Here is a 24536-nt window from a genome sequence, read left to right on the forward strand (position 1 = left end):
TGGAGCGGGCAGCGGCCGTGCCCGCTCCACGATGGAGTCCTCCGGCGAACCGGGCTCGACGCACCGGTCAGGACCGCGACGGGGCCGTCAGCCGAAGACCGCGAGGCTCTTCGCCTTGCCCCGGTGCTGTTCGACCAGCGCCAGGAAGCGGTCCTCCGGGCCGAAGACGGCCACCGCGCCCTCCGTGTCGAAGGCCGGCATGTCCAGCCGTACGCCGTTCAGGAGCAGCCGGGCGCGCTTCTCGTCGACGTCCCAGCGGGGGAACGCCGCCGCCGCGGCCTCGCCGATCGGCATGACCGTCAGCTCCTCCTGGAGCTGGTCCAGCGTCTTCGCCACATCGAGCTTGTACGGACCGACGCGGGTGCGGCGCAGCGCGGTCAGATGTCCGCCCACGCCGAGCCCGGCACCGAGGTCGCGGGCGAGTGCCCGGATGTACGTGCCCGAGGAGCAGACGACCGAGACGACGAGGTCGACGACGGGGGTGCCGTCGTCGGCGACCGCCTCGCGGATGTCGTAGACCTGGAAGGACGACACGGTCACCGGACGGGCCGGGATCTCGAAGTCCTCGCCGCCACGCACCCGCGCGTACGAGCGCTTGCCGTCGATCTTGATGGCGCTGACCTTGGACGGGACCTGCATGATGTCGCCGGTCAGCTCGGCGACGCCCGCGTGGACGGCGTCGCGCGCGACCCCGGAGGCGTCGGTGGACGAGGTGATCTCGCCCTCGGCGTCGTCCGTGACCGTGTTCTGGCCGAGCCGGATCGTACCGAGGTACTCCTTCTCGGTCAGGGCGAGATGGCCGAGGAGCTTGGTGGCCTTCTCGACGCCGAGGACCAGGACTCCCGTGGCCATCGGGTCGAGGGTGCCGGCGTGGCCGACCCGGCGGGTCCTGGCGATGCCGCGCATCTTGGCGACGACGTCGTGCGAAGTGAAGCCGGACGGCTTGTCGACGATGACAAGTCCGTCCGGCGTCCTGTTGTGCTGAGTCATTCGGAGGCTGTGTCCCCGTCCTCGTCCTCGTCCTCCGGCTTGCGGTACGGGTCGGCTTCGCCGGCGTACGTCTTGCCGGTGGAGGCTTCACGCACCTCCGCGTCCTTGGCGCGCGCCTTGTCGAGCAGATCGTCGATCGTGCGCGCGTTGTCGGGGAGGGCGTCCGGGACGAAGCTCAGGGTCGGCGTGAAGCGGACCCCGGTCTGCCGGCCGACCTCGGAGCGGAGGACACCCTTGGCCGACTCCAGCGCCGCGGCGGACGCGGCACGCTCCTCGTCGTCCCCGTAGACCGTGTAGAAGACCGTGGCCTCCCGCAGGTCGCCGGTGACCCGGGCGTCCGTGATCGTGACGAAGCCCAGCCGCGGATCCTTGATTCGCCGGTCCAGGGTCTCCGCGACCACGACCTGGATGCGATCGGCCAGCTTACGGGCCCGCGCGTTGTCGGCCACCGGTCCTTCTCCTCTTTCGCTTACTACTCAGTCTTCGTCCCCGTGGAGCCGCCGTCGAACCGACAGCAGTTCCACCTCGGGCCGGGCGGCGACGAGGCGCTCGCACCGGTCCAGTACGTCTGTGAGGTGACCCGGATCCCCGGACACCGCCGCAAGGCCGATCTCGGCCCTGCGGTGAAGGTTCTGACCGCCCACTTCGGCCACTGCCACCGCGTACTTGCGCTGGAGTTCGGCCACGATCGGGCGGACCACGGAGCGTTTCTCCTTCAGCGAGCGAACGTCGCCGAGAAGCAGATCGAAGGACAGCGTCCCCACAAACATGTATGTCCGGATGTCCCGCCGGTACGGGTTCGGTAGATGCCCTGCCCGCTCTTGGCAGGGACATCAAGAACCGTACACGCACGGCCGGGGCCGATCGACGGGATTACGTCCCGTCGACCGGCCCCGACCACTGTGTGCGTCAGCCGCGCGGCTTCTCGCGCATCTCGTACGTCGCGATGACGTCGTCGATCTTGATGTCGTTGAAGTTTCCGAGGTTGATACCACCCTCGAAGCCTTCGCGGATCTCGGTGACGTCGTCCTTGAAGCGACGCAGGCCCTCGATGTTGAGGTTCTCCGCGATGACCTTGCCGTCGCGGATGAGGCGCGCCTTGGTGTTGCGCTTGACCTCGCCGGAGCGGATGAGAACACCCGCGATGTTGCCCAGCTTGGACGAGCGGAAGACCTCGCGGATCTCCGCCGTACCGAGCTCGACCTCTTCGTACTCCGGCTTGAGCATGCCCTTGAGGGCCGCCTCGATCTCCTCGATCGCCTGGTAGATGACCGAGTAGTAACGGACGTCCACACCCTCGCGCTCGGCCATCTGCGTGGCACGCCCGGCGGCGCGCACGTTGAAGCCGATCACGATGGCGTCGGAGCCGGTCGCCAGGTCGATGTCCGACTCGGTGACCGCACCGACACCGCGGTGCAGCACCCGGATGTCGACCTCTTCGCCGACGTCGAGCTGGAGCAGCGAGGACTCGAGAGCCTCCACCGAACCGGACGCGTCGCCCTTGATGATGAGGTTGAGCTGCTGGACCTCGCCGGCCTTGAGCACCTTGTCCAGGTCCTCCAGCGACACCCGGCGGGTGCGCTTGGCGAACGCGGCGTTGCGCTCACGGGCGGCACGCTTCTCGGCGATCTGACGGGCCGTACGGTCCTCGTCGACGACCAGGAAGTTGTCGCCGGCGCCCGGGACGTTGGTGAGACCAAGGACCAGGACGGGAGTCGACGGGGTCGCCTCCTCCACGTTGTTGCCCTTGTCGTCGAGCATCGCGCGGACACGTCCGTACGCGTCGCCGACGACCATCGTGTCACCGATGCGCAGGGTGCCTCGCTGGACCAGGACGGTCGAGACGGCACCGCGGCCGCGGTCGAGGTGGGACTCGATCGCGATGCCCTGCGCGTCCTGCTCCGGGTTGGCGCGGAGGTCCAGGGCGGCGTCCGCCGTCAGGACCACGGCCTCCAGCAGGGAGTCGATGTTCAGACCCTGCTTGGCGGAGATGTCGACGAACATGGTCTCGCCGCCGTACTCCTCGGCCACCAGGCCGAACTCGGTCAGCTGACCGCGCACCTTGGTCGGGTCCGCACCCTCGACGTCGATCTTGTTGACCGCGACCACGATCGGCACGTCGGCCGCCTTGGCGTGGTTCAGCGCCTCGATCGTCTGGGGCATCACACCGTCGTTGGCCGCCACCACGAGGATCGCGATGTCGGTCGACTTGGCACCACGGGCACGCATGGCGGTGAACGCCTCGTGACCCGGGGTGTCGATGAAGGTGATGCGGCGCTCTTCCTCGTTGACCTTGGTCGAGACCTGGTACGCACCGATGTGCTGCGTGATACCGCCGGCCTCACCCGCGACGACGTTCGTCTTGCGGATGGCGTCCAGCAGCCGGGTCTTACCGTGGTCGACGTGACCCATGACGGTCACCACCGGCGGACGCGCGACCAGGAACTCCTCGCCGCCCTCGTCCTCGCCGAACTCGATGTCGAAGGACTCGAGAAGCTCGCGGTCCTCCTCCTCCGGGCTGACGATCTGAACGGTGTAATTCATCTCGCCGGCGAGGATCTGCAACGTCGCGTCGGACACGGACTGCGTGGCCGTGACCATCTCGCCGAGGTTCATCATCACGGCGACGAGCGACGCCGGGTTGGCGTTGATCTTCTCCGCGAAGTCGGTGAGCGACGCACCGCGCGACAGACGAACGGTCTCGCCGTTGCCGCGAGGCAGCATCACACCGCCGACGGACGGGGCCTGCATGGCCTCGTACTCCTGGCGCCTCTGCCGCTTCGACTTACGGCCACGACGCGCCGGACCGCCGGGACGGCCGAACGCACCCTGCGTGCCACCACGGCCGCCGGGACCACCCGGACGTCCGCCGAAGCCGGGACGGCCACCGCCGCCACCGCCGAAGCCGCCACCGCCGCCGCCACCGGGACGCGGGCCGCCGAAGCCGCCACCGCCGCCACCGGGACGACCGCCGCCACCGGGACCGGCCGGACGGCCGGCGAAGCCGCCGCCGCCGGGACGACCGGCACCGCCGGGACGACCGCCGCCGCCACCGGGGCCACGACCGCCGCCGCCACCACCGGGACCGGGGCGCGGACCGGCAGCGGGACGCTGCGGCATCATGCCCGGGTTCGGACGGTTACCACCGGGGCCGCCGCCGGGGCCACCGGCTCCACGCGGAGCCTGCGGACGCGGCATGCCGCCCGGGGTCGGACGGGCACCGCCGGGACCGGCCTGCGGACGGGGACCGCCCTGACCGGCGCCCTGCGGACGCGGACCGCCCGGCGCACCGGCACCACCGGGACGCGGGGCGCCACCCGGACGGGGCGCCTGGGGGCGCGCCATGCCGGTGGAGCCGCCGGACGTGAAGGGGTTGTTGCCCGGACGCGGGCCCGCGGGACGGGCACCGGGACGCGAGCCCTGACGCTCACCACCGGGGCGCGGGGCACCGCCGCCGGGACGGCCTCCGCCACCCTGGCCACCCTGGCCGGGACGAGCGGACGGACGCGGACCGGGAGTCGCACCGGGCCGGGGACCGGCAGCCGGAGCGGCCGGGGGCGCGGTGAACTCGGGCGCGGCCGGAGCGGCCGGGGTGACCGGAGCCGGCTTCGGAGCGGCCGGGGGCTTGGGGCCCGGGGTCGGCCGCGGGCCGGGGGCAGCCGGAGCCGCAGCCGCGGGAGCACTCTGGGGAGCCTCGGCAGCAGCCGGCTTGGGGGCCGGTGCGCCGGGCTTGGGGGAATTGGGGACAGCGGGACGCGCCGCCTGCGCCGGGGAGGGCGCGGCGGGCGTGGGGGCACCTCCCGCGCGGCTTGCCGCTGCGGGGGAGGGCGTCGCCTTGCGCGGCGCCGCGGGCTTTCCGGCAGCGCGCTTCGCGGGGGAGGCCCCGGAGCCCTGCTGGAAAGCATCAGTCAATTTGCGTACAACCGGCGCCTCGATCGTCGAGGACGCCGAACGGACGAATTCACCGAGTTCTTGGAGCTTGGCCATGACGACCTTGCTCTCCACACCGAACTCCTTGGCGAGTTCGTATACCCGGACCTTAGCCACTTCGCTCCTTTTAGGTCCGGGTTACCGCCGGACCGTCGCTACTTCATGGGCGTACTCATCGCGTACTCATCGAGTGCTCATCGCAATCTCGACCTACTTCCAACTCGCGAGGTACCTGACCGCATGGGGATCCGTGCGGTACTGCTTCCTACCTTCTTACGGTGCTGCCTGCGACGCCGCCATCGCCTCGATGGTGCGGCGTACATCCGCGGTATCGAGCGGCCCCTGGACCCTGAGGGCCCTCGGGAACGCCCGGCGGCGGACCGCCAGGTCGAGACAGACCGAGGCGGGGTGCACATACGCACCCCGGCCGGGCAGCGTACCGCGATGATCGGGGACGCATGCGCCCTCGACCGCCACGATGCGCAGCAGATCGCGCTTGGCCGCTCGCTCCCTGCACCCTGTACACGTTCGCTCAGGGCATGCGCGGGCGTGCGTCCGACCAGACACGACTCAGTCTACCTCCCCGTACCGACCTCACCCCTTTGGGGCAAGAATCGAACAGTTGATGGCTCAAAACTCTTGGCGATCCCTCGGTCACGGAACGCTCCCGCTCCGTGATCTGTTCCCGGACGGCATCCGGGGCCCGGCCTGCCGGCCGGAGGTTCTCAGTCCTGCTCGGCGGGCTGTTCCGTGTCCGGACGGATGTCGATGCGCCATCCGGTGAGCCGCGCGGCGAGGCGGGCGTTCTGGCCCTCCTTGCCGATCGCCAGCGACAACTGGTAGTCGGGCACCGTCACCCGTGCGGACCTGGCGCCGAGGTCGACGACCTCGACCTTGGAGACACGGGCCGGGGAGAGGGCGTTGGCGACCATCTCCGCCGGGTCGTCCGACCAGTCGACGATATCGATCTTCTCGCCGTGCAGCTCGGCCATGACATTGCGCACCCGGCCGCCCATCGGGCCGATGCACGCACCCTTGGCGTTCAGACCACTGCGCGTGGACCGCACGGCGATCTTCGTACGGTGGCCGGCCTCACGGGCGATCGCCGCGATCTCGACCGAGCCGTCGGCGATCTCCGGGACCTCCAGGGCGAAGAGCTTTTTCACCAGATTGGGGTGGGTCCTCGACAGGGTGACGGACGGACCGCGCACGCCCTTGGCCACCCGCACGACATAGGTGCGCAGCCGCAGTCCGTGCGTGTAGTCCTCGCCCGGGACCTGCTCCTGCACCGGAAGGATGGCTTCCAGCTTGTCGTCGAGCTTCACCAGGACGTTCTTGGGGTCCTTGCCCTGCTGGACCTGGCCGGCGACGACATCCCCCTCGCGGCGGGCGTACTCGCCGAAGGTGACGTCGTTCTCGGCGTCCCGCAGCCGCTGCTGGATGACCTGGCGGGCGGTGGACGCGGCGATGCGGCCGAAGTCGTGCGGGGTGTCGTCGAACTCGCGGGGCTCCTGGCCCTCCTCGAGCTCCGCCGGGTCCTCCTTCGCCCACACCGTCACATGCCCGGTCTGCCGGTTGAGCTCGACGCGGGCGTGCCGGCGGCTTCCCTCGGTGCGGTGGTACGCGATGAGGAGGGCCGACTCGATCGCGTCGACCAGCAGGTCGAAGGCAATCTCCTTCTCCTGTGCCAAGCCCCTCAGGAGCTTCACGTCGATGTCCACGGCTACGCCTCCTCTTCCTTCTTGTCCTTGCGGTTGAACTCGATCTCCACGCGCGCCTTGGCGATCTCGGCGAAGGTGACACGGCGGGTGGTGGGCTTACGGCCCTTCACACCCGGCACCTCCAGGTCGAGGCCCTCGTCGTCCAGGTCGAGGATCCGGGCGACCAGCTCGCCGGCGGGCGCGCCCTCCGGGGTGATCAGCTGGAACCTGGCCAGGCGGCCCTTGGCACGAACGTAGTGGCGGTGCTCCTTGAGCGGGCGCTCCGCGCCGGGGGAGGTCACCTCGAGCTGGTACTCGCCGTCCCCCATGGCGTCGCTCTCGTCGAGCTTGTCGGAGATGACACGGCTCAGCTCGGCGCAGGCGTCGAGATCCACACCCTCTTCGGAGTCCACGACGATGCGGAGCACACGGCGGCGGCCGGCCCGGGACAGCTCGATCTCTTCCAGATCCAGATCCGCGGCGCTGACGAGCGGTTCGAGCAGTCCGCGCAGCCTCTCGCTCTGGGTGGTGCTCATCCGGGTGACTCCTCGGCCGCGTGTGCTGTTGTGGGTTTCGTCGCGTGTCAGCACAAAGGGTATCCGGTCCCGGGGGGTGTTGCCGTCCACCCACGGATGACCCGCAGGTACGCTCGCCTGCGGTGATCACAGCGAGGCCGAGGAGACAGGGCGTGGAGCGCACCGGGACGACACGCAGACGTGCGCTCATAGGGGCGGGAGCGGCCGCCACGGCGGCGCTGTCCGGGTGCTCCTCGGACGAGCCCGGCGCCCGGCGCGACCCGCCGCCGTCCGTCTCGGCGGAGACCCTGCTGCGACGTCGGAGCGCGGCTCTGAGCAGCGCGTTGCTCGGGCGGTACGACGCGGTCCTCGCCGCGCATCCGGGGCTGGCGCCCCGGCTGGCCCCGCTGCGGGCGCAGGTGGCGCTGCATGTGCAGGCGCTGTCGCCGACGGGGGACCGGCCGCGGCCCGCCTTCTCGCCGTCGCCGTCGCCGTCGCCGTCCTCGTCGGCCGGGGCTGCGGCGTCGCCGTCGTCCAGCGCGTCGCCGTCGCCGGCCGTTCCCGCCGATGCCGGTACGGCTGTGCGGGAACTGGCCTCGGCCGAGCGGAGTACCGCCGGGGCGCACACCGCCGCGCTGACCGGTGCGCCGCCGGAGTACGCCCGGCTGCTCGCCTCGGTCGCCGCGGCCGGAGCCGTGCATGTGTATCTGCTGACGAAGGGGTCCCGCTGATGAGCACGCTGAACGCCGTGCAGGCCGTGCTCGCCGCCGAGCACGCCGCGGTGTACGGGTACGGCGTCGTCGGCGGCCGGGCCGGTGAGGACCGGCGCCCCGAGGCCAGGTCGGCCTACTCGGCGCACCTGGCACGCCGCGACGCGTGGGAGCGGACCGTCCGCGACCTCGGCGGAAAGCCCGTCGCCGCACAGGCCGCGTACTCTCTGCCGTTCGCGGTGCCGGATGCCGCGGCCGCGGTACGTCTCGCCGCGGTGCTGGAGGACAGGGTCGCCGGCGTCTACTCCGATCTCGTCCGCGCCGCGGAAGGGCCGCTGCGCCGGCAGGCGGCGGAGGCCCTGAGCGAGGCGGCGGTGCGGGCGGTGCGGTGGCGCGGCACCGGCGTAGCCTTTCCTGGGCTTGCCGAGCGGGCCGCAGGGCAGTGAAAGGGAACGACGCACGCATGGGTTTTGAACCGCCCCAGCGTCTGGTGCGGGCGCTCGGCGACAACGACTGGCTCGGACGGCTGCCGAAGCTCTTCGAGGAGACGGTCGCCCGGCACGGTCTGGAGATCGAGCGGGTGATGGCGCCGGGCGGCCGGAGCAGCCTGGTCGTCCTCGTACGGCGGCAGGACGGTACGCAGGCCGCGCTGAAGATCGTCCCGCCGTTCGCGGCGCCGGAACTGGAGCGGGCCGCGCTCGCGCACTGGGACGGATTCGGCGCGGTGCGGCTCCTGGGCGGCTCCGAGGAGGCGCTGCTGCTGGAGCGCCTGCACCCCGAGATGTCGGTGCGCTCGCTGCCGGACGCGAAGGCGCTGCTGGAGGCGGCGGGCACCTTGCGACGACTGTGGGTGGAACCGCCGGCCGGGCACGCCTTCGAGACGGTGGCCGAGCGCACGGGCCGTCAGGCGGCGGCGCTGTCGGGCCGCGCGGACGTGGCGCCTGCGGCACTGGTGGCGGCGGCGCTGTCCGCGCGGGAGGAGCTGACCGCGCTGTCCCCCGAGGAACTGCTGCTCCACGGCAACTTCCGCCAGAGCAAGGTCCTCGCGGGCGACCGTACGCCGTGGCTCGCGGTCGGTCCTGAGCCGCTGGTCGGCGAGCGGGCCTACGACCTCGCACGGCTGGCCCGGGACCGGGCCGAGGACCTGATCGCCGCGTCCGCCGGCGCCTCCTCCGCCCGGCGCCGGGTGAACCGCCTCGCGGACTCCCTGGACGTCGATCGGGACCGCCTGCGCGGCTGGACGCTGTTCCGCGCGGTGGAGTCGGGCACGCGGGCGATCGCCGCGGGGCGCCGCGCGGAGGGCGAACTCTCGCTGGAGTTCGCCGGCTGGCTCTAGGTGTGTCCGGCGAATCCCGCCCGCCGCGCGGACGCCCGGCACTCCCCCGGAGCTTGCGCCCGGGAGACGGCCCCCGCCCCGGGCTCGTGCCTGGGAGGTGCTCCCACCCCGGGCGCGCGTGTCTGAGGGAGACGCCCCGGTAGCCCTCCGGGCACGGGAGACGCGCCCATGGCGCGTCGTCGGGGTCATTCCGGTACGTGCGGTACGCGGACGAGCTGCGCCGGCGTCGGCCGGGGGTACCCCCACCGCCTTTCGACGGCATGCGCCGGACGCCGTGCTCCCCGCACTGCGGGCGCACGGCACGGCGCCCTTCGCCGGACACGGCCTCGCGCGGACCCACGGGGCGCTGTCGCGGGCGCAGGGCCGTCGCACGTCGGCGGGCCGGGGAGTGGTGGATTGCACGGGCTCGTGGCGCCCGGGACCGGCCCGGGCGCCACGGCAGGAGGTCAGGACGTGAGGCGGGCCAGGGCCTCGGCGACGGTGAGTTCCTCGCGCTCGCCCGTGCGGCGGTCCTTGAGCTCGACGACGCCCTCGCCCGAGCGGCGGCCCGCGACCAGGATCTTCGGGACGCCGATCAGCTCCGCGTCGGTGAACTTCACGCCCGGGGAGACCCCGGCCCGGTCGTCCACCAGCACGCGTACGCCCGCCGCGCCCAGCTTCTCCGCGACGTCGAGCGCGAGTTCGGTCTGGAGCGCCTTGCCCGCGGCGACGACGTGGACGTCCGCCGGGGCGACCTCGCCCGGCCAGCACAGGCCCTGCTCGTCGGCGTGCTGCTCGGCCAGCGCGGCGACCGCGCGGGAGACGCCGATGCCGTATGAGCCCATGGTCACGCGGACCGGCTTGCCGTTCTGGCCCAGAACGTCGAGCTGGAAGGCGTCCGCGTACTTGCGGCCGAGCTGGAAGATGTGGCCGATCTCGATCGCGCGGTCGAGCTTGAGCCCGGTGCCGCAGGACGGGCACGGGTCGCCGTCCTCGACGACGACCACGTCGAGGTGGTCGTCGACCTCGAAGTCACGGCCGGCCACGACGTTGCGGGCGTGCGTGTCCGGCTTGTTGGCGCCGGTGATCCACGCGGTGCCCGGCGCGACGCGCGGGTCCGCGATGTAGCGGACCTTCTCCAGGCCCTGCGGGCCGACGTAGCCGCGCACCAGGTCGGGGCGGCCCACGAAGTCCTCGGCCGTGACCAGCTCGACGGTGGCCGGCGCGAGGTGGTCGGTGAGCTTGCCGAGGTCGACCTCGCGGTCACCGGGCACGCCGACCGCGACGATCTCGCCGTCGACCTTCACGAGGAGGTTCTTGAGCGTGGCGGACGCCGGCACACCCAGGTGCTCGGCGAGCGTCTCGATGGTGGGGGTGTCGGGGGTGTCCAGCTCCTCGACGGGGCCGTGCTCACCGGAGACGGGCTTCAGCGCGAAGGTGACCGCTTCCGTGTTCGCGGCGTAGTCGCAGGAGGGGCAGTAGACGAACGTGTCCTCGCCCGCCGCCGCCGGGGCCAGGAACTCCTCGGACGCAGAGCCGCCCATCGCGCCGGAGACGGCGGAGACGATGCGGTGCTCCAGGCCGAGGCGCTGGAAGATCTTGATGTAGGCCTCGCGGTGCAGCCGGTAGGACTCCGCCAGACCCTCGTCGGAGGTGTCGAAGGAGTAGGAGTCCTTCATCTGGAACTCACGGCCGCGCAGGATGCCCGAGCGCGGACGGGCCTCGTCGCGGTACTTCGTCTGGATCTGGTACAGGATGACCGGGAGGTCCTTGTACGAGGTGCACTGGTCCTTCACCAGCTGGGTGAAGATCTCCTCGTGGGTGGGACCGAGGAGGTAGTCCGCGCCCTTGCGGTCCTGGAGGCGGAACAGCTCGGCGCCGTACTCCTCCCAGCGCCCGGTCGCCTCGTACGGCTCCTTGGGCAGCAGGGCCGGCAGCAGCACCTCCTGGGCGCCGATGGCGTCCATCTCCTCACGGACGACGCGGGCGACGTTCTCCAGGACCCGCATGCCGAGCGGCAGCCAGCTCCAGATGCCCGCCGCGTTACGACGGACGTAGCCCGCGCGGACCAGCAGCTTGTGGCTGAGCGTCTCGGCGTCCGCCGGGTCGTCGCGCAGTGTCTTGACCATCAGACGGGACATGCGCTGGACCTGGGCTGCCATGGGTTAACTCCTGCGTGCAAGGAAGGGTGATGTGCAGGAGGTTAGCCGGGCGGTGCCAGCGGGCGGAAATCAGTTCCGCGTTCACGCGCCCCGCATCAGCGGCAGCGGCGCCCCCATCACCGCGTACGGCTTCGGTGCGCTGGGGAACAGGACCTGGCGGGCCAGGTCCTCGTAGCCGAGGGCCCGGTACAGTCCGCGCGCCGGGCTCTCCACGTCGATCGCGGAGAGGATGGAGCGGGGCTGGGACGCGCCGTCCGTGATGGTGGTGATCAGCGAGCGGCCGATGCCTCGCCCCTGGTACGCCGGGTGGACGTGCAGCTCGGTGATCACGAAGGAGTCGTCCAGCCAGTCGTCGCAGCCGTTGCCGCGGAGGTACGGCTCGACGACGGTGGACCACCAGTGGGTGCGGTCGTTCGGCATGCCGTAGACGAAGCCCACCAGACGGCCCTCGGGCGTCGTCGCTCCGAGGGCGTGGGCGCCGGGGCAGAGCAGATGCCGGAGCACGATATGGCGACGGATCCCGATCTCGTCCTCGGTGAGCCCGAAAGCGAGGGCCTGCACGGCGAGGGCGTCGTCCACGCGTGCGGCGAGGTTGACCGGAGCGACCTCGACATCGTGTTCCATGCGGGAACCCTACTTCGCCGTCAGCCGCTCAGAACAGCACGCTCATGAACGCACCGACCTCGCGGAATCCGACACGTCGGTACGCCGCGCGGGCCGCGGTGTTGTAGTCGTTGACATACAGGCTGACCACCGGTGCGACTTCGGCGAGGGCGTAGCGGATCACGGCCGCCATCCCGGTCTCGGAGAGGCCGCGGCCGCGGAACGCGGGGTCGACCCAGACGCCCTGGATCTGGCAGGCCAGTGGAGTGGCCGCGCCGATCTCGGCCTTGAACACGACCCGGCCGTCGTCGATGCGGGCGAAGGAGCGGCCGGCACCCACGAGTTCGGCGACGCGGGCCTGGTAGAGCAGTCCGCCGTCGCCGGCCAGCGGTGACACCCCGACCTCCTCGGTGAACATGGCCACGCAGGCGGGCATGATCACATCCATCTCGTCCTTGCGGATGCGCCGGACGTACGGGTCGGGCGCGACGTCCGGGGGCATGGACTCGGTGATCATGAGCGGCTGGCGGGTGCGGACCTCGCGGGCCGGTCCCCAGCTGGGCTCCAGCAGCTGCCACAGGGCGGCGGTGGTCTCGGCCGGTCCGACGATGGAGGAGCAGCGGCGGCCGGTCCTGCGGGCGCGTTCGGCGAAGGCGCGGACGGCCTCGGGGGTGGCGCAGATGGGGACGAGGTTGGCGCCGGAGTAGCAGAGCGAGCGGAGCATTCCGTCGCTGTACCAGCCCCACATCTCGCCGCCGAGGCGCCAGGGGTCGAGACCGGCGACCTGGACCCGGGCGGTGACGAAGGCGTTGGTGACGGGGTCGCTCTCCAGGACGGCGAGGGCGGCGCCGAGGTCGCCGGGGTCGAGGACCCGAGTGGTGGTCTGCGTCAGCACGAGAGGGCCCTCCATCACTCCTTGCGGGCAACGACAGGTGCCGCTCGGTCGGCTAGCGTCGGCACGCGCCCTGTGATGGCTGCGGCCTGCTGGTCTGTGCACTTTACCTGGAGACGCCGGACGGTACCCCCTCGTGCGGAAGGACCGGGCCCCGGCTGGGGCGGCCCGGTCCTTCGTGTCGCACGGGGTCAGCCGCTGACGGAGATCTCCGGCTCTCCGGAGGCGACGCCGTCCTTCTCCATCTGCTCGGCGATCTTCAGCGCCTCCTCGATGAGGGTCTCGACGATCTTCGACTCGGGGACGGTCTTGATGACCTCGCCCTTGACGAAGATCTGGCCCTTGCCGTTGCCGGAGGCGACGCCGAGGTCGGCCTCACGGGCCTCACCGGGTCCGTTGACGACGCAGCCCATGACGGCGACGCGCAGCGGCACCTCCATGCCGTCCAGACCCGCGGACACCTCGTCGGCCAGCTTGTAGACGTCGACCTGGGCGCGGCCGCAGGACGGGCAGGAGACGATCTCCAGACGGCGCTGGCGCAGGTTCAGCGACTCCAGGATCTGGATGCCGACCTTGACCTCCTCGGCCGGCGGCGCGGACAGCGAGACCCGGATCGTGTCGCCGATGCCCTCGCTCAGCAGCGCGCCGAAGGCGACGGCGGACTTGATGGTGCCCTGGAAGGCCGGTCCCGCCTCGGTCACACCGAGGTGCAGCGGGTAGTCGCACTGGGCGGCGAGCTGGCGGTAGGCGTTGACCATGACGACCGGGTCGTTGTGCTTGACCGAGATCTTGATGTCGCGGAAGCCGTGCTCCTCGAAGAGCGACGCCTCCCACAGCGCGGACTCGACGAGCGCCTCGGGGGTGGCCTTGCCGTACTTCTTCAGCAGCCGCGCGTCGAGCGAGCCCGCGTTCACGCCGATACGGATCGGAGTGCCGGCGTCGTTGGCCGCCTTGGCGATCTCCTTGACCTTGTCGTCGAACTGCTTGATGTTGCCGGGGTTGACGCGGACGGCGGCACAGCCCGCGTCGATGGCCGCGAACACGTACTTCGGCTGGAAGTGGATGTCGGCGATCACGGGGATCTGCGACTTCCTGGCGATGGTGGACAGCGCGTCGGCGTCGTCCTGCGTGGGGCAGGCGACCCGGACGATCTGGCAGCCGGACGCGGTGAGCTCGGCGATCTGCTGCAGCGTGGCGCCGATGTCGGAGGTCCGCGTCGTCGTCATCGACTGCACCGAGACGGGTGCGTCGCCACCGACGGCGACCGAGCCGACCTGGATCTTGCGGCTGACCCTCCGGTGGGCGAGCTTGGTCGGAACGGCCGGCATTCCGAGAGAAATCGCGGTCATCTGCTGTGCAACCCCAAGGTGTGGATCGAGGCCCCGAGAGGGCGGGCTCCAGCCTTCGAGATTACGCCACGGGCCTGGACCCCAGCACACCGCGGCGGCAAACCACCCGAAGGGACGCGGCCGGACACCTCATGGTGTCCGGCCGCGGTGAACAGCGGGCTGCTACGAGATTTTCACCGGGTTGACGATGTCGGCGACCAGCACGAGCAGTGTGAAGCAGATGAAGATCCCCGCGACCACGTAGGCCACCGGCATCAGCTTCGCGACGTCGAAGGGCCCCGGGTCGGGCCGGCGGAAGATCCGGGCGACGTTGCGTCGTACGGACTCCCACAGCGCTCCCGCGATATGACCGCCGTCGAGCGGCAGCAGCGGCAGCATGTTGAACAGGAACAGCGAGAGGTTGAAGCCGGCGAGCAGCATCAGGAACGTGGCCACGATGTTCTGCGTGGGCACGTCCAGGTTGAGCACCTCACCGCTGATGCGTGCGGCGCCGACCACTCCGACCGGGGAGTCGTCCTTGCGCTCGCCGTCGCCGAAGGCCGCGGCCCACAGGTCGGGCACCTTGGCGGGCAGCGAGATGATCGACTCCACGCCGTTCTCGAACATGTCGCCCATGCGGTCCAGGGACTGGCCGAAGGTCTGCGGCATGATCTCGGTCCTGGCGGCGAAGCCGAGATAGCCGGCCGGGACGAACTCCCCGGGGACGACCTGCCCGTCGGCGTCCTTCTTGGCCACCATGTTCTTGAGCAGGGTGGCCTGGAGGACCTTCTCCTGACCGCCGCGGTCGACCGTGATGGTGGCGGGGCCGATGTTCTCGCGGATGCGGTTGGACAGATCGCCCCAGTCCTTGACCGGGACCCCGTTGAAGGCGACGATCCGGTCGTCCTTCAGCAGGCCCGCGGCCGCGGCCGGTGACGTCGGGTCCGTCGCCTCGCAGGTGCTGCGCTCCTCGCTCTGCGGGATGACGCACTTCTGGACGCCGGCGACCTGCGTCGTCTGGGTCGCGAAGCCGAAGGACATCGAGACGCCGAGGAAGATCGCGACGGCGAGGACCAGGTTCATGAACGGGCCCGCGAACATCACGATGACGCGCTTCCACGGCTTGCGCGTGTAGAAGAGCCGGGTCTCGTCGCCGGGCTTGAGCTCCTCGAAGGCCGCCGAGCGGGCGTCCTCGATCATTCCCCGCCAGGGAGAGGTGGAGCGGGCCTCGATACGGCCGTCGGGTCCTGGCGGGAACATGCCGATCATCCGGATGTAGCCACCGGCCGGGATGGCCTTGATCCCGTACTCCGTCTCGCCCTTGTGCCGCGACCAGATCGTGGGACCGAAGCCGACCATGTACTGGGGCACGCGGATGCCGAAGAGCTTGGCCGTGGACAGATGGCCGAGCTCGTGCCAGGCGATGGAGAAGAGCAGTCCGACGGCGAAGAGCGCTATGCCGAGGACCGTCAACAGAATCGTCATGCGCGAGCCTCCGCTGTCGCCTTCGCTGCCAGTGCAGCCAGTTCCCGGGCGCGTGCGCGCGCCCAGGTCTCCGCTTCCAGGACGTCCGGGACCGTCAGCGAGGTTCCCCGTCCGGGGTTGCCGTGTTCGCCGACGACTGCCGTGACCGTATCCATGATTCCGTTGAACGGCAGCCGTCCCGCGAGGAAAGCGTCCACGCACTCCTCGTTCGCGGCATTGAACACCGCCGGGGCGGTGCCGCCCAGTTCTCCGACGTGCCGGGCGAGTCCCACGGACGGGAACGCCTCGGTGTCGAGCGGGAAGAACTCCCAGGTCGAGGCCTTCGACCAGTCGAAGGCGGGAGCCGCGTCCGGCACCCGCTGCGGCCAGCCGAGCCCGATGGCGATCGGGCCGCGCATGTCCGGCGGGGTGGCCTGGGCGAGCGTCGAACCGTCCGTGAACTCCACCATCGAGTGAACGTACGACTGGGGGTGGACGACGACCTCGATCCGGTCGAACGGGATGTCGTAGAGGAGGTGCGCCTCGATGACCTCCAGCCCCTTGTTGACCAGCGTGGCGCTGTTGACCGTGATCACCGGGCCCATGGCCCAGGTGGGGTGGGCGAGGGCGTCCTGCGGCGTGACGTCGGCGAGCTCGTCCTTCGTGCGGCCGCGGAAGGGGCCTCCGGAGGCGGTGACGACGAGCTTGCGCACGTCGGCGCGGGTGCCGGCGGCCAGGGCCTGGAACAGGGCGGCGTGCTCGGAGTCGACGGGGATGATCTGGCCGGGCTTCGCCAGCGCCGTGACCAGCGGGCCGCCGACGATCAGCGACTCCTTGTTGGCGAGCGCGAGCGTGCGGCCCGCCTCCAGTGCGGCGAGCGTCGGGGCGAGGCCGATGGAACCGGTGATGCCGTTGAGGACGGTGTGGCATGCGGAGGCGGCGAGCTGGGTCGCCGCCTCGGGCCCCGCCAGGATCTCGGGGAGCGGCTCGCCCGTTCCGTACTGCTCGCGCAGCGCTTCCCGGAGCGCGGGCACGACGTCCTCGCGGGCGACGGCGACCGTGCGCACCCGCAGTCGGTACGCCTGCTCGGCGAGCAGTCCGACCCGGCCGCCGGCGGCGGAGAGTGCGGTGACGCGGAAGCGGCCGGGGTTGCGCAGGACCAGGTCGATGGCCTGCGTGCCGATGGACCCGGTGGAGCCGAGGACGACGATGTCCCGGCGGCCTTCGGACGGATCGAAGGCGATGTGCGGGTCGGCGAGGGGGGATGGGCTGTCGCTCATGCCCCCCATTGTGGCCGCTTCGGCCGCGGGCACGGACAGGGCGTCCCCTACGCGCCGCCCGCGGGCTTCCCCGCCGAGAACTTGTCCCACTGGGCCTTGATCACTTCCTGGGGTACTCCCCCGATGTCCTTCGTGTCCGTGATCCCCGCGCGGAAGGACAGCGTGGTCGTGCCGGAGCGGACGACCGTGAGGTACTCGTACAGCTTCAGCTTGCCTTTGACGTCGAGGATGGTGAAGCGGTAAGCCTTCGCCTCGTCGCCGACGGCCGGGGCCTTGGCCGCTTCGGCCTTCAGGTACTTGGCCCGCGCGATGGCGCGGACCTCGGTGAATCCTCCGGCGCACTGCCTGCCCGCCGTGTCGAGGGCCTTCATGACCCGGGCGGCGCCGTCGTCGGCGTACGAGCGCAGCTGCACGGCGACGTTGGGGCCGAGCATCTCGTCGGGGTCGTCGACCTCGCGGTGCACCTCGGCCACGGGGTGGAACGACGTGACGTCGGAGGCGAGGCTGACGAGCGGCTGGCAGTCGGCGGGATCGGCGGTGAAGTCCTCGCCGTACGGTTCGCCGAGGCTGAACTCGGAGGCGGTGTACGGGCCGACCTGCTCGCCGTCGGTGAACGCGAGGGCGGTGAGCTGCTGCTCGGACAGCGCGCCGGTGCCGGCGCCAGCCGTGGACCGCGGGGTCGCACCGGGCTTCGCGGAGTCCTGTGCCTCGCCGCCGCAGGCGGCGGTGCCGGTGAGCACCGCGGCGACGACGGCGGTGGCCGCGGCGGCGCGAAGCGTCTGCCGTCCGCCCCGCGTGCCGTGTCCGCCCAGCCGGCCGCCCGTGTGGTTCCCCGCCCCGAACATCCTGCCCCCAGCGTCGAGTTCCGCGTGATCGTGCGTCGCCGCACGATTGTGGCTCACGGGGCGTCAGGCGTCACGGCCGGCCCGACGCGGCCGGAACCGGCCGCCGGCCCACGGGCCGTACACGCCGCCGGGACGAGTGGGGCCCGCGGTGACCGCCCCGCAGGGGACGGCCACCGCGGCACGGTCAGCGGATGGGACGGTGGACGTTCTCCGCCGCCGACGGGCCCGGAGAGGCGTCCGCGATCCAGGGGCCGTCGCCGCTGGGGTCGATGACGCCCTCCTCCAGCCAGGTGTAGGAGCCGGCGAGGACGTCCTTCACCACCGAACGGTCGAGGTCGTCGGTGTTGGTCCACAGCCGGCCGAAGAGCTCCTCGACGCGGATGCGGGACTGCCGGCAGAAGGCGTCGGCCAGCCGGTACGCCTCGCGACCGTGGTCGCCGGTCTTCCGCAGCAGCTCCGCCCGTACGCAGGCGGCGCTCATCGCGAAGAGTTCCGCACCGATGTCGACGATGCGGCCGAGGAAGCCCTGCTTGGTCTCCATCCGGCCCTGCCACCGGGACATGGCGTAGAACGTGGAGCGGGCCAGCTTGCGCGACGCGCGTTCCACGTACCGCAGATGGGTGGAGAGGTCCTCGTGGCCGCGCGGGTGGAACTCGGCGTACGAGCGCGGCAGCTGCCCGGGACCCGCGACGAGTTTGGGCAGCCAGCGGGCGTAGAACGCCGTGGCGGCCGCACCCGCCTTCGCCTTGTCGCCCAAGGACTTGTCGGGGTCGATGATGTCCCCGGCGACCGAGAGGTGCGCGTCGACGGCCTCACGTGCGATCAGCAGATGCATGATCTCGGTCGAACCCTCGAAGATGCGGTTGATGCGCAGATCGCGCAGCAACTGCTCGGCGGGGACCGCGCGTTCACCGCGGGCGGCCAGCGAGTCCGCGGTCTCGAAGCCCCGGCCGCCGCGGATCTGGACCAGTTCGTCGGCCATCAGCCAGGACATCTCGGAGCCGTACAGCTTGGCGAGGGCGGCCTCGATGCGGATGTCGTTGCGGTCCTCGTCGGCCATCTGGGACGCCAGGTCCACGACCGCTTCGAGGGCGAAGGTGGTGGCGGCGATGAAGGAGATCTTCGCGCCGACCGCCTCGTGCGTGGCGACGGGCCTGCCCCATTGCTCACGCACCGCGGACCATTCGCGGGCGATCTTCAGACACCACTTGCCGGCGCCCACGCACATCGCGGGCAGCGAGAGCCGGCCGGTGTTGAGCGTGGTCAGGGCGATCTTGAGGCCCGCGCCCTCGGGACCGATGCGGTTCGCGGCCGGGACCCGGACCTGGTGGAAGCGGGTCACGCCGTTCTCGATGCCGCGCAGGCCCATGAAGGCGTTGCGGTTCTCGACCGTGATGCCCTCGGAGCCGGCCTCGACGACGAAGGCGGTGATACCGCCCTTGTGGCCCTCGGACTTGGGGACCCGGGCCATGACGACGAGGAGGTCGGCGACGACGCCGTTGGTGGTCCACAGCTTCACGCCGTCGAGCACGTAGTCGTCGCCGTCGGGGACGGCCGAGGTGGCCAGGCGCGCCGGATCGGAGCCGACGTCCGGCTCGGTGAGCAGGAACGCCGAGATGTCGGTGCGGGCCAGCCGCGGCAGGAACGTGTCCTTCTGCTCCTGGGTGCCGAAGATCTTCAGCGGCTGCGGTACGCCGATCGACTGATGCGCGGACAGCAGCGCGCCGATCGCGGGGCTCACGGAGCCCACCAGGGCCAGGGCCTTGTTGTAGTACACCTGGGTGAGGCCGAGACCGCCGTATTTCATGTCGATCTTCATGCCGAGGGCGCCGAGCTCCTTGAGCCCGCCGATCACCTCGTCGGGGATCCTGGCCTGGCGCTCGATCAGTGCGCCGTCGATCTTCGTTTCGCAGAAGTCGCGCAGTTTGGCGAGGAACTCCTCGCCGCGCTGCACGTCCTCGGAGGACGGCAGCGGATGGGGGTGGAGCAGGTCGAGCCGGAAACGGCCGAGGAACAGTTCCTTGGCGAAGCTGGGCTTGCGCCAGCCCTGCTCGCGCGCGGCCTCGGCGACCTGACGTGCCTCACGCTCGGTGACCTTTGGTGCCCCGGTGACGTCTGGGGTCACGGTGACCTTCGGGGCGTCCTGCGGAGTGGATGGGGCGGACATGAGGGACTCACCTCGCCGCTGAATCGAGGGCGGCCGGACCGGAATTACCGTCCGGTGCTACTCGTCCGTATCTACCCGATTATCGACCGGCCCACCAGTCCTGCGGAGCAGCCGGGTGGATCCCGCCCCGCTAGCACAAAAGGACGGCCGGAGCCCCCGCACAGTGGGCTCCGGCCGTCGGTTCCGGACGTACTAGAGGGCGAGCCCCGTGAGGACCAGCACCCGCTCGTAGGTGTAGTCGTCCATCGCGAACTTCACGCCCTCGCGGCCCACGCCGGACTGCTTGGCGCCGCCGTACGGCATCTGGTCGGCGCGGTAGGACGGGACGTCGCCGATGACCACGCCACCGACCTCCAGCGCGCGGTGCGCGCGGAACGCGCTCTGCAGGTCGTGGGTGAACACGCCCGCCTGGAGGCCGTACTTGGAGGAGTTGGCCGCCGCGAAGGCCTCGGCCTCGCCGTTCACGCTCTGCACGGTGAGCACCGGTCCGAAGACCTCCTCGCAGGCGAGGGTGGTGTCCGCCGGTACGCCGGTGAGGACGGTCGGCGCGTAGGAGGCCCCGTCGCGCTTGCCGCCGGCGAGGAGCTGGGCGCCGGCCTCGACGGCCTCGTCGACCCAGGACTCGACACGCTTGGCGGCGTCCTCGTTGACCAGCGGGCCGACGTCGGTGGCGGAGTCGGACGGGTCGCCGGTGACCTGGGCCTCGACGGCCGCGACGATCTTCGGCAGCAGTCGGTCGTAGACGGAGGCGTCGGCGATCACGCGCTGTACGGAGATGCAGGACTGGCCGCCCTGGTAGTTGGAGAAGGTGGCGATACGGGTCGCCGCCCAGTCCAGGTCCTCCTCGGAGGCGAAGTCGGCGAGGACGACGGCCGCGCCGTTGCCGCCGAGCTCCAGGGTGCAGTGCTTGCGCGGCACCGAGTCCATGATCGCGTAGCCGACCTTGTCGGAGCCGGTGAACGAGATGACCGGGAGGCGCTCGTCCTGGACGAGGGCGGGCATCTTGTCGTTCGGCACCGGCAGCACGGACCAGGAGCCGGCGGGCAGCTCGGTCTCGGCGAGCAGCTCACCGATGATCAGTCCGGACAGCGGGGTGGCGGGCGCCGGCTTGAGGATGATCGGCGCGCCGACCGCGATGGCCGGGGCGATCTTGTGGGCACACAGGTTCAGCGGGAAGTTGAACGGCGCGATACCGAGGACGACACCCTTGGGGAAGCGGCGGGTGAGGGCGAGCCGGCCCTGGCCGCCGGCGTCGGTGTCCAGGCGCTGGGCCTCGCCGCCGTTGAAGCGGCGGGCCTCCTCGGCCGCGAAGCGGAACACGGAGATGGCGCGGCCGACCTCGCCGCGGGCCCACTTGAGGGGCTTGCCGTTCTCGGCGGAGATCAGCTGGGCGATCTCCTCGGTGCGCTCGACGAGGCGCTTCGACACATGGTCGAGGGCGGCCGCGCGGACATGGGCGGGGGTCGCCGCGAACTCGTCGATGACGGCGTGCGCGGCGGCCACGGCCTCCTCGACCTGGGCATCGGTCGGGACGGCGACCGTGCCGACGAGACGGCCGTCCCAGGGGGAGGTCACGTCGAAGGTCGTCTCGCCGGTGGCCTGGCGGCCGGCGAGCCAGAAGGCGTGCGTGGAAGTCATAGGGGGTCCCGGCCCTTCCGAAGTAGTGGGTGGCTCTTCCCACACGGTAGGGCGGCCCGGCCCGATCGGGGTTTGTCCGCGTTGGAGTGGTCGGCGGGGCCACCCCTGCCGCTTTGGCGAGTGCGCAGGTCACCGCAGGTGCCGGCGGCAGGCGGGGGCGACACGCGGGCAGCTGCTCAGCGGCGGCGTTCCGTGCTGACGATCAGGAACACGCCCGCCACGACGACCGCGCCGCCGAGGGCGATGGGCCAGGTCAGTTGCTCGCCCAGGATCAGCGCGCCGAGGAGGACGGCCACGACCGGGTTGACGTACGCGTACGTGGCGACCAGCGAGAGCGGCGCCGAGTGCAGCAGCCAGGCGTACGCGGTGAACGCGATCAGCGAGCCGAAGACGACGAGATAGGCGAGGGCGGTCCAGGACCGGCCGGAGACCTCGGAGAGCACGAAGCCGTGCTGTTCGCCGCGGCCCAGGCCGACGAGCAGACAGCCGATGCCGCCCGCGACCATCTCGTACGCACTGGCCGCGAACGGGTTGGCCGGCATGGGGATCCGGGAGGACGAGAAGGACCCCACCGACCACATGACGGTCGCGGCGATCACGGTGAACACCCCCCACAGGCGGACGTCGCCGCTGAGACCCGGCACGGTCAGCACGGCGAGGCCCGCGAGCCCGAGCAGTACACCGCCGTACGCCGCGAGCCCGGGCCGCTCACCGGAGGCGCGACGCAGCACGACGACCCACGCCGGGACGACGGCGATGAGGAGCGCGGCGAGGCCGGAGGGCACGGCGGTCTCGGCGAGGACGACGAGTCCGTTGCCGCCGAGGAGGAGCAGCAGGCCGACCAGCGCGGCGGAGGCCAGCTGGGCACGGGTGGCCTTGAGCGCCGGGAGGCCCTGGCGCCAGGCGATGATCGCGGCGAGGATCAGCCCGGCGGCGATGAAGCGCGCGCCGGCCGAGAGGAACGGCGGCATGGTCTCGACGACGACCCGGATACCGAGGTACGTGGAGCCCCACACGACGTAGACGATGGCCAGCGCGCCCCACACGGCCCCCGATATCCGGCGGCCCGGCACGGTCGGTCCCGCGGGCACGGTGGACTCGACGGGCACGGTCGGGCCGGCGGGCACGGTGGAGTCGACGGGCGCGGTCGGGCCGGCGGGCGCGGTGCTCGCGCCGGAGCTGCCGGGCGCGGGCATGCCGGTATCGGCGGTGGGTTGTGTCATCGGTCCTTCTCGTCTCGTGGACGGCCCCACAGGTGTCCCCGCCCAGCTGCTGTCACGAGGCAGGACCCTAGACAGCGCAACACGTAAACGCCATGTTTTCTGCCCGAGTTCGGGCAGCCGAACGGGATTTCCTCACTCGGGGGCCGGGTCCGGGGCCGGACCCATGGTGGCGTTCTCCGTCGCCTTGAGGGCGAGCCACAGCTCCATGCGGACGTCCGGGTCGTCCAGGGAGCGGCCGAGGATCTCCTCCACGCGGCGCATGCGATAGCGCAGGGTGTGACGGTGGACGCCGAGATCGGCGGCTGCCGCGTCCCACTGTCCGTGGCGGGAGAGCCAGGCGCGCAGGGAGGCGACGAGATCGCCGCGGCCGGTCGCGTCGTGCTCGTACAGGGCGCGCAGCATGCCGTCGGCGAAGGCACGCACGGCATCGTCGGCGAGGAGCGGCAGCACGGACCCGGCCGCGAGTTCCTCGTGCTCGACGAGGGCACGGCCCCGCCGGCGGGCGACCGAGAGGGCCTGTTCCGCCTGCTTGTAGGCGCCCGCGGCCGCGATCGGTCCGGTCGGGGCGGACATGCCGACGGCGACTTGCGCCTCCTCGGCCTCGCGCTCCGTGTACGGCTCGCAGGCGAGGGCGACCGCTCCGCCGTCCGCGGCCAGGACGACGAGCCGTCCGTCGTGCTCGGAGACGGTGAGCACCGGCTCCCCCGCCCGGGACGCGGCGGACTCCAGGAACTCGGCGAACGCGTGCACGGGATGCTCGGCCGCCGGGTCGGGTTCGCCCACCGGCTCGGCGATCAGCAGCCGGAACGGTGCGTCCAGCAGGCCCGCGTACAGATCCCCGGCGACCGCCCTGGCGTGGTCGTGCTGCCCGGACAGCATCATCCGGAGCACCGCGGCGCCGAGCCGCTGTTCGGCGGCCTGCAGCGAGCGGGAGCGTTCCGTCGTCAGCGTCAGCAGCGCCACGGCGGAGTGCACGGCGTACCGTTCGGCCGTGCCGAGCGGCGCGGCGGTACCGACCGCGAGGGCGCCGCGGACCCGTCGTCCCGTACCCAGCGACTGCAGTTCGACGCGGTCGTCCGTGCCGCCGACGACGGCACTGGCGGGCGCGGGCCGCTCACGCAGCCGCTCCACGTCACCGGTGAGCCGGGCCGCGCGGCGGGTGGCCCAGTCGGGAGCGGCGGCGACGACGGCTCCGGACGCGTCGTACAGCGCGGCCCAGCCGTCCACATGGGCGGCGAGCTTGGCCAGCAGGGCGGCCGGGCCGTCGGAGAGCGCGGCGCGCGTCAGCTCCCGCTGGGCCTCGAAGCCCGCCGTGACGGCGCGGTACTGGTCGGCGGCGATGGCCGCCGAGACGGCCTTGCTGATGGCGAGGAAGGGAGTGCGGCGCGGTACTTCGAGGAGGGGGAAGTCCTCGGCCTCGGCGGCCTCCAGCAGCGCGTCGGGGATGTCCTCGTAGTTGACGCCGACGGCGAAGCCGAGCCCGACGACGCCCGCGCCCGCCAGACGCCGTACGTAGCGGCGCATCGCCTCGCGGTCGGCGGCGTCCAGCGTCATGGCGGTGACGAGGAGCAGTTCGCCGCCCTCCATGTACGGCACGGGGTCGGCCAGCTCACTGGCGTGCGCCCAGCGCACGGGGGTCCCCAGCCGGTCCTCCCCCGCGCGCACGGTCAGCTTGAGCGCGGAGTGCTGGACGAGGGAGGCGAGGGTGACCGGCATGGGACCGCGGACTTTCGGCAGAGGGACGGGAGGGGTGGGCGTGCGCTGCTGGGCCTTT

The 24536-nt window shown here is 71.6% G+C and carries 21 protein-coding genes; 3 read left to right on the forward strand and 18 right to left on the reverse strand.

From position 1 onward, the window contains the following. Positions 1–87: 87 nt before the first annotated feature. The 7 genes from truB to rimP all read right to left on the reverse strand — a co-directional run bounded on the left by truB (position 88) and on the right by rimP (position 7156). Entirely contained in the window at positions 88–990 is a 903-nt protein-coding gene (truB, locus tag ACIQMR_RS16615) for a tRNA pseudouridine(55) synthase TruB (protein WP_401387025.1), read from the reverse strand. Then, the gene (gene rbfA / locus ACIQMR_RS16620) at positions 987–1439 is read right to left on the reverse strand and encodes a 30S ribosome-binding factor RbfA (RefSeq protein WP_401387028.1); all 453 of its coding nucleotides are present in this window, start codon (positions 1437–1439) and stop codon (positions 987–989) included. Before rbfA ends, truB begins: the two co-directional genes overlap by 4 nt. Positions 1440–1466: 27 nt before the next feature. After that, positions 1467–1760: a DUF503 domain-containing protein gene (locus ACIQMR_RS16625; protein ID WP_266384004.1), complete on the reverse strand. Its 294-nt coding sequence runs from the start codon at positions 1758–1760 to the stop codon at positions 1467–1469. A gap of 139 nt (positions 1761–1899) precedes the next feature. Next, the gene (gene infB, locus ACIQMR_RS16630; protein ID WP_401387031.1) at positions 1900–5037 is read right to left on the reverse strand and encodes a translation initiation factor IF-2; all 3138 of its coding nucleotides are present in this window, start codon (positions 5035–5037) and stop codon (positions 1900–1902) included. Between the two features lie 156 nt (positions 5038–5193). Next, positions 5194–5487 (reverse strand): YlxR family protein, encoded by a 294-nt coding sequence (locus tag ACIQMR_RS16635; protein ID WP_401387034.1) that lies wholly within the window; start codon positions 5485–5487, stop codon positions 5194–5196. 158 nt (positions 5488–5645) lie between these two features. Then, complete coding sequence (nusA, locus tag ACIQMR_RS16640; RefSeq protein ID WP_401387037.1) at positions 5646–6641, reverse strand: transcription termination factor NusA; 996 nt, start codon at positions 6639–6641, stop codon at positions 5646–5648. Positions 6642–6643: 2 nt separating this feature from the next. Next, positions 6644–7156 (reverse strand): ribosome maturation factor RimP, encoded by a 513-nt coding sequence (gene rimP, locus ACIQMR_RS16645; RefSeq protein WP_266383993.1) that lies wholly within the window; start codon positions 7154–7156, stop codon positions 6644–6646. A 152-nt stretch (positions 7157–7308) separates the two neighbouring features. Between rimP and ACIQMR_RS16650 the strand changes: the two genes are divergently transcribed. The 3 genes from ACIQMR_RS16650 to ACIQMR_RS16660 are packed head-to-tail and all read left to right on the forward strand — an operon-like array spanning position 7309 to position 9181. After that, positions 7309–7866, forward strand: a complete 558-nt coding sequence (locus ACIQMR_RS16650) for a hypothetical protein (protein ID WP_401387040.1) — start codon at positions 7309–7311, stop codon at positions 7864–7866. Then, on the forward strand, positions 7866–8291 hold the full coding sequence (locus ACIQMR_RS16655) for a ferritin-like domain-containing protein (protein ID WP_401387043.1): 426 nt from the start codon (positions 7866–7868) through the stop codon (positions 8289–8291). The genes ACIQMR_RS16650 and ACIQMR_RS16655 overlap by 1 nt, the downstream gene beginning before the upstream one ends. Before the next feature lie 17 nt (positions 8292–8308). Next, entirely contained in the window at positions 8309–9181 is an 873-nt protein-coding gene (locus ACIQMR_RS16660; protein WP_401387045.1) for an aminoglycoside phosphotransferase family protein, read from the forward strand. A gap of 446 nt (positions 9182–9627) precedes the next feature. On the opposite strand, the gene ACIQMR_RS16665 is transcribed toward ACIQMR_RS16660, so the two are convergent. From ACIQMR_RS16665 to ACIQMR_RS16715, 11 genes are all read right to left on the reverse strand, one after another. Next, positions 9628–11322 carry a proline--tRNA ligase gene (locus ACIQMR_RS16665; RefSeq protein ID WP_401387048.1) on the reverse strand — a complete coding sequence of 565 codons (1695 nt, stop codon included), beginning with the start codon at positions 11320–11322 and terminating at the stop codon, positions 9628–9630. An 81-nt stretch (positions 11323–11403) separates the two neighbouring features. Then, positions 11404–11946: a GNAT family N-acetyltransferase gene (locus tag ACIQMR_RS16670; protein ID WP_266383981.1), complete on the reverse strand. Its 543-nt coding sequence runs from the start codon at positions 11944–11946 to the stop codon at positions 11404–11406. 28 nt (positions 11947–11974) lie between these two features. Beyond that, positions 11975–12820, reverse strand: coding sequence for a GNAT family N-acetyltransferase (locus ACIQMR_RS16675; protein ID WP_401387866.1), 846 nt, complete (start codon positions 12818–12820; stop codon positions 11975–11977). A gap of 188 nt (positions 12821–13008) precedes the next feature. Continuing rightward, a complete protein-coding gene (gene ispG / locus ACIQMR_RS16680; RefSeq protein ID WP_401387052.1) occupies positions 13009–14166 on the reverse strand; it encodes a flavodoxin-dependent (E)-4-hydroxy-3-methylbut-2-enyl-diphosphate synthase in 1158 nt (385 codons plus the stop codon). A gap of 162 nt (positions 14167–14328) precedes the next feature. Continuing rightward, entirely contained in the window at positions 14329–15630 is a 1302-nt protein-coding gene (locus ACIQMR_RS16685) for a M50 family metallopeptidase (RefSeq protein ID WP_401387055.1), read from the reverse strand. Continuing rightward, on the reverse strand, positions 15627–16889 hold the full coding sequence (dxr, locus tag ACIQMR_RS16690; RefSeq protein ID WP_401387058.1) for a 1-deoxy-D-xylulose-5-phosphate reductoisomerase: 1263 nt from the start codon (positions 16887–16889) through the stop codon (positions 15627–15629). The genes ACIQMR_RS16685 and dxr overlap by 4 nt, the downstream gene beginning before the upstream one ends. A 47-nt stretch (positions 16890–16936) precedes the next feature. Beyond that, positions 16937–17791 (reverse strand): hypothetical protein, encoded by an 855-nt coding sequence (locus tag ACIQMR_RS16695; protein ID WP_401387061.1) that lies wholly within the window; start codon positions 17789–17791, stop codon positions 16937–16939. A gap of 127 nt (positions 17792–17918) precedes the next feature. Next, a complete protein-coding gene (locus tag ACIQMR_RS16700; RefSeq protein WP_401387064.1) occupies positions 17919–19901 on the reverse strand; it encodes an acyl-CoA dehydrogenase family protein in 1983 nt (660 codons plus the stop codon). A 192-nt stretch (positions 19902–20093) separates the two neighbouring features. Then, positions 20094–21539 carry an aldehyde dehydrogenase family protein gene (locus tag ACIQMR_RS16705; protein ID WP_401387066.1) on the reverse strand — a complete coding sequence of 482 codons (1446 nt, stop codon included), beginning with the start codon at positions 21537–21539 and terminating at the stop codon, positions 20094–20096. A gap of 176 nt (positions 21540–21715) precedes the next feature. Then, on the reverse strand, positions 21716–22762 hold the full coding sequence (locus ACIQMR_RS16710) for an EamA family transporter (RefSeq protein ID WP_401387069.1): 1047 nt from the start codon (positions 22760–22762) through the stop codon (positions 21716–21718). A 132-nt stretch (positions 22763–22894) separates the two neighbouring features. Then, entirely contained in the window at positions 22895–24478 is a 1584-nt protein-coding gene (locus tag ACIQMR_RS16715) for a PucR family transcriptional regulator (RefSeq protein ID WP_401387072.1), read from the reverse strand. Positions 24479–24536 lie beyond the last annotated feature (58 nt).

The sequence above is a fragment of the Streptomyces sp. NPDC091376 genome (assembly GCF_044757085.1).
In the GTDB taxonomy this organism is placed as follows: Bacteria; Actinomycetota; Actinomycetes; order Streptomycetales; family Streptomycetaceae; genus Streptomyces; species Streptomyces pratisoli.

What these genes read in the sequence shown, in the direction of transcription:
- ACIQMR_RS16670 (WP_266383981.1), bottom strand. Translation starts at nt 11,946, where the DNA reads ATGGAACACGATGTCGAGGTCGCTCCGGTCAACCTCGCCGCACGCGTG.
- ACIQMR_RS16715 (WP_401387072.1), bottom strand. Translation starts at nt 24,478, where the DNA reads ATGCCGGTCACCCTCGCCTCCCTCGTCCAGCACTCCGCGCTCAAGCTG.
- ACIQMR_RS16685 (WP_401387055.1), bottom strand. Translation starts at nt 15,630, where the DNA reads ATGACGATTCTGTTGACGGTCCTCGGCATAGCGCTCTTCGCCGTCGGA.
- ispG (WP_401387052.1), bottom strand. Translation starts at nt 14,166, where the DNA reads ATGACCGCGATTTCTCTCGGAATGCCGGCCGTTCCGACCAAGCTCGCC.
- ACIQMR_RS16665 (WP_401387048.1), bottom strand. Translation starts at nt 11,322, where the DNA reads ATGGCAGCCCAGGTCCAGCGCATGTCCCGTCTGATGGTCAAGACACTG.
- ACIQMR_RS16710 (WP_401387069.1), bottom strand. Translation starts at nt 22,762, where the DNA reads ATGACACAACCCACCGCCGATACCGGCATGCCCGCGCCCGGCAGCTCC.
- ACIQMR_RS16705 (WP_401387066.1), bottom strand. Translation starts at nt 21,539, where the DNA reads ATGACTTCCACGCACGCCTTCTGGCTCGCCGGCCGCCAGGCCACCGGC.
- ACIQMR_RS16700 (WP_401387064.1), bottom strand. Translation starts at nt 19,901, where the DNA reads ATGTCCGCCCCATCCACTCCGCAGGACGCCCCGAAGGTCACCGTGACC.
- dxr (WP_401387058.1), bottom strand. Translation starts at nt 16,889, where the DNA reads ATGAGCGACAGCCCATCCCCCCTCGCCGACCCGCACATCGCCTTCGAT.
- ACIQMR_RS16625 (WP_266384004.1), bottom strand. Translation starts at nt 1,760, where the DNA reads ATGTTTGTGGGGACGCTGTCCTTCGATCTGCTTCTCGGCGACGTTCGC.
- rimP (WP_266383993.1), bottom strand. Translation starts at nt 7,156, where the DNA reads ATGAGCACCACCCAGAGCGAGAGGCTGCGCGGACTGCTCGAACCGCTC.
- ACIQMR_RS16660 (WP_401387045.1), top strand. Translation starts at nt 8,309, where the DNA reads ATGGGTTTTGAACCGCCCCAGCGTCTGGTGCGGGCGCTCGGCGACAAC.
- truB (WP_401387025.1), bottom strand. Translation starts at nt 990, where the DNA reads ATGACTCAGCACAACAGGACGCCGGACGGACTTGTCATCGTCGACAAG.
- ACIQMR_RS16655 (WP_401387043.1), top strand. Translation starts at nt 7,866, where the DNA reads ATGAGCACGCTGAACGCCGTGCAGGCCGTGCTCGCCGCCGAGCACGCC.